This window comes from Photobacterium ganghwense, assembly GCF_003025595.1.
In the GTDB taxonomy this organism is placed as follows: Bacteria; Pseudomonadota; Gammaproteobacteria; order Enterobacterales; family Vibrionaceae; genus Photobacterium; species Photobacterium ganghwense.
In genome coordinates this window covers 1-2580 of sequence record NZ_PYMI01000019.1, presented here as the reverse complement: position 1 = coordinate 2580, position 2580 = coordinate 1, and the positions used below count along the sequence as shown (strand labels likewise).

Genomic DNA, 2580 nt, shown 5'->3' with positions numbered 1-2580 from the left:
CAGTGCGCATTATGACCGTGTTATGGTAAATAACAGATAAGTCATGAAACCGTTCAAGTCGCTATATTCATGCCGTTACTATGCAAATCCTTGTGTAACAAGGAATGCAAAAAGTGACACCATGTCCAAAAAAATAACGAACAACTACATTTTTAGGAAATTCACTTGTGGCTTGAGCAGAAAAGAGACTGCTGAATTATGTTTCAAAACTGTGAGGACGGTCACGCGTTGGGATGAGGGGCAGGAGATACCGCCCGTGTGTAGAAGATTAATGAAATTGTACAGTTGCCGTGATTTGGAAGCCATAAACGAGAATTGGAGAGGTTGGAAGATAAAACACGGCGAACTGGTTACGCCGAACGGCTGGTCACTGACGCCAGACAGGATAGTGACGGGCAATGCGCTACTTGAGATAAATGCAGAAGATGACAGAAAGACAAAGGCGGCCATCATGAAAGCCGCCCGACTGTTAAGGAAGGTATCTCGATAAGTTAGCCTGGAGGTTGCGGACAGTTCGAAAGGGTACTCGCTGACAGTCTGCAATTCTCCTCAACCTTTCACCCCATATTACTAGCCGGGGTTATCAAAGAAGAACAAATGCAAAATTGATTTGAGAGTTACTAAAAACAAACTTGATTGGATAGCCATTCTGGTCATAACAATCTAAAACAACTGTATCTGGGCCCTTCATAGCAACATGGACGACCTCGTATTTATATCCATCAAAAGGAGGGAACAAAACCCCAACCTTGCTAACATTAGGCGTGTTCAAAGCATCATTTTGTACGTGTTTATAATGATCATAAACTTCATTGAAAGTTTGGTTGCTACTCATATTTTTTCCCTACATTAAATTAAACACTAAAAATCTGAACTAATTAGCAAAATTGCGGTATTTTCTCCCTCATCATTTTCAGTAAAAGACGCATCAACACTTTCAGTTTGCTGTCTTATCTTGTACCCCTTTCGTAATTCTAACCCCAGAATCATATATGCCCTATTTGCATCGTGAAACTTATTCCCATTCTCTGTAAAACAAAACAGCTCAGATTCTGGGTCTAATTTGGCTAATTTATCTTGCAAATCTTTAACTTTCATTATTTCCCTATAGAAATTGTGTTAGCAAATAAATCAATGTAATGCAATAGCCGATTTCAATACTAATGCCTCGACTTTGGCCACTAAATTCAAGCACTAATCACGATGAACCAAATCAACCGCGCCATCGGTTTCGGAATAAGTCAGGTTGTAAGGTGCGCGTATAAACTTGTATACGCACATATCAGCATCATAATCCTCTTCTAAATCCGTTGGTAATTCATAATCATCACTAGTTAAGCCAGTGGTAGTAAGCAGGTTCTCAAATATGTCTTCACAGCTCTGAACTCCGCCTGCAATTAGGGGATAACCATGATTATTGAATTGCAGGTTATAAATCTTATCGGACAATTCACCTTCAGGCCCATCTGAAAGATTTGGTTGAGGCTCACCGTCAATTAACCATTTCCCATGAAAAACAGAGACAGCCATTTGGAAAGCGTTCTTTAAATTCGTATACGATGAATCTCGAGCATCATCTTGCACACCCATAAATCTTGGCGCAAGGGAAACAGTGATTACCCCTATGACAACAAAAACGACCACCGCTTCAAGCGTCGTAAAACCATTTTGGCGATTCAACAACAATCTCCCTAAACAATTGAAACTAGCTAAATTATGCAACTGAGCACACATAATTACAATGGGCTCATGAGATAGTTGACTGTCCCCAATGGCGCACGCCTTGAGTTATGGTGCAATCTACCCCCGTGATACAGCACGGGGGTTCTCGTCCTCCGCTCGCTCCTCGCTCAGCCCTCGCTCTTCGCTCTCGTCGTTCGAGAACATTAAGCAGTAACAACATGAACGCTATACATCTGAAGTCATCCGACAATCAGCAACAATGGCCGCGGCCAGTATGAGTGATCCCAATTTTTCAGGCTTGGCAGGATGAAGGGCTTCGAGCGTTTTTGGAGATAGTCGGGCACGGCCAGTTGAGGCAGGATGCAAAATTGGCGTTAAGGGGAGTGGCCTTAGTATGCCTTCGGCATGGTGGAGCTATCCATGATGTATAGCGAGCAACAAAATCACTATACATCATGTCCAGTCGCGGGAATCAGAAGAGCGCGATTTGTGGTTTCTCAATCGGATCTAAGTTAACGCCGCCACTCTTCGCAAACTGCTGAGAGCCGCCGTTCTCATGGGGCGGGCAGGTCAGGAAATGAATCAATTGACCCTTTTGAATTTGTACCAGGCAATCATCTAACACAGTATACGTAACACCCGTTAGCATCAGGTGTTTCTTGTTCATGTAGAAGTTGCCGGCATCCGTCACCACTTTCAACAGCACATCAATATCCACCTTCTCATCGGTTCGACTTACCATAACGCTTGAGACATAGACCTGCTCAGCACCGTTGAACGGGAAGAAGGAGGCGAGGCCACCTAAGCGAACAGCATCAGCGCCAGTCGCTTGATGATGATCACCGTTACCACGACCAGCAGCCAGCCCATCAGAACGCGGAGCACTTTCTTCATCAG

At 43.8% G+C, this 2580-nt stretch carries 4 protein-coding genes and 1 pseudogene; 1 reads left to right on the top strand and 4 read right to left on the bottom strand.

Annotated features, from left to right (window positions below; all coding sequences use genetic code 11):
- Positions 1-43 precede the first annotated feature (43 nt).
- Complete coding sequence (locus C9I92_RS25845) at positions 44-490, top strand: DUF3653 domain-containing protein (RefSeq protein WP_346242996.1); 447 nt, start codon at positions 44-46, stop codon at positions 488-490.
- Between the two features lie 93 nt (positions 491-583).
- Here C9I92_RS25845 and C9I92_RS24960 read toward each other — a convergent pair whose 3' ends face one another.
- The 4 genes and pseudogenes from C9I92_RS24960 to C9I92_RS25515 all read right to left on the bottom strand — a co-directional run.
- Complete coding sequence (locus C9I92_RS24960) at positions 584-835, bottom strand: hypothetical protein (RefSeq protein WP_047887890.1); 252 nt, start codon at positions 833-835, stop codon at positions 584-586.
- 26 nt (positions 836-861) lie between these two features.
- The gene (locus C9I92_RS24955; RefSeq protein ID WP_047887889.1) at positions 862-1098 is read right to left on the bottom strand and encodes a hypothetical protein; all 237 of its coding nucleotides are present in this window, start codon (positions 1096-1098) and stop codon (positions 862-864) included.
- Between the two features lie 96 nt (positions 1099-1194).
- On the bottom strand, positions 1195-1680 hold the full coding sequence (locus C9I92_RS24950) for a hypothetical protein (RefSeq protein WP_053061965.1): 486 nt from the start codon (positions 1678-1680) through the stop codon (positions 1195-1197).
- Positions 1681-2155: 475 nt separating this feature from the next.
- Positions 2156-2580 (bottom strand): annotated as a pseudogene (locus C9I92_RS25515) (hypothetical protein); the annotation flags it as partial.

Excerpts from the sequence above, each read along its gene's own strand:
- C9I92_RS24955 (WP_047887889.1), bottom strand. The coding sequence starts at position 1,098 with ATGAAAGTTAAAGATTTGCAAGATAAATTAGCCAAATTAGACCCAGAA.
- C9I92_RS24960 (WP_047887890.1), bottom strand. The coding sequence starts at position 835 with ATGAGTAGCAACCAAACTTTCAATGAAGTTTATGATCATTATAAACAC.
- C9I92_RS25845 (WP_346242996.1), top strand. The coding sequence starts at position 44 with ATGAAACCGTTCAAGTCGCTATATTCATGCCGTTACTATGCAAATCCT.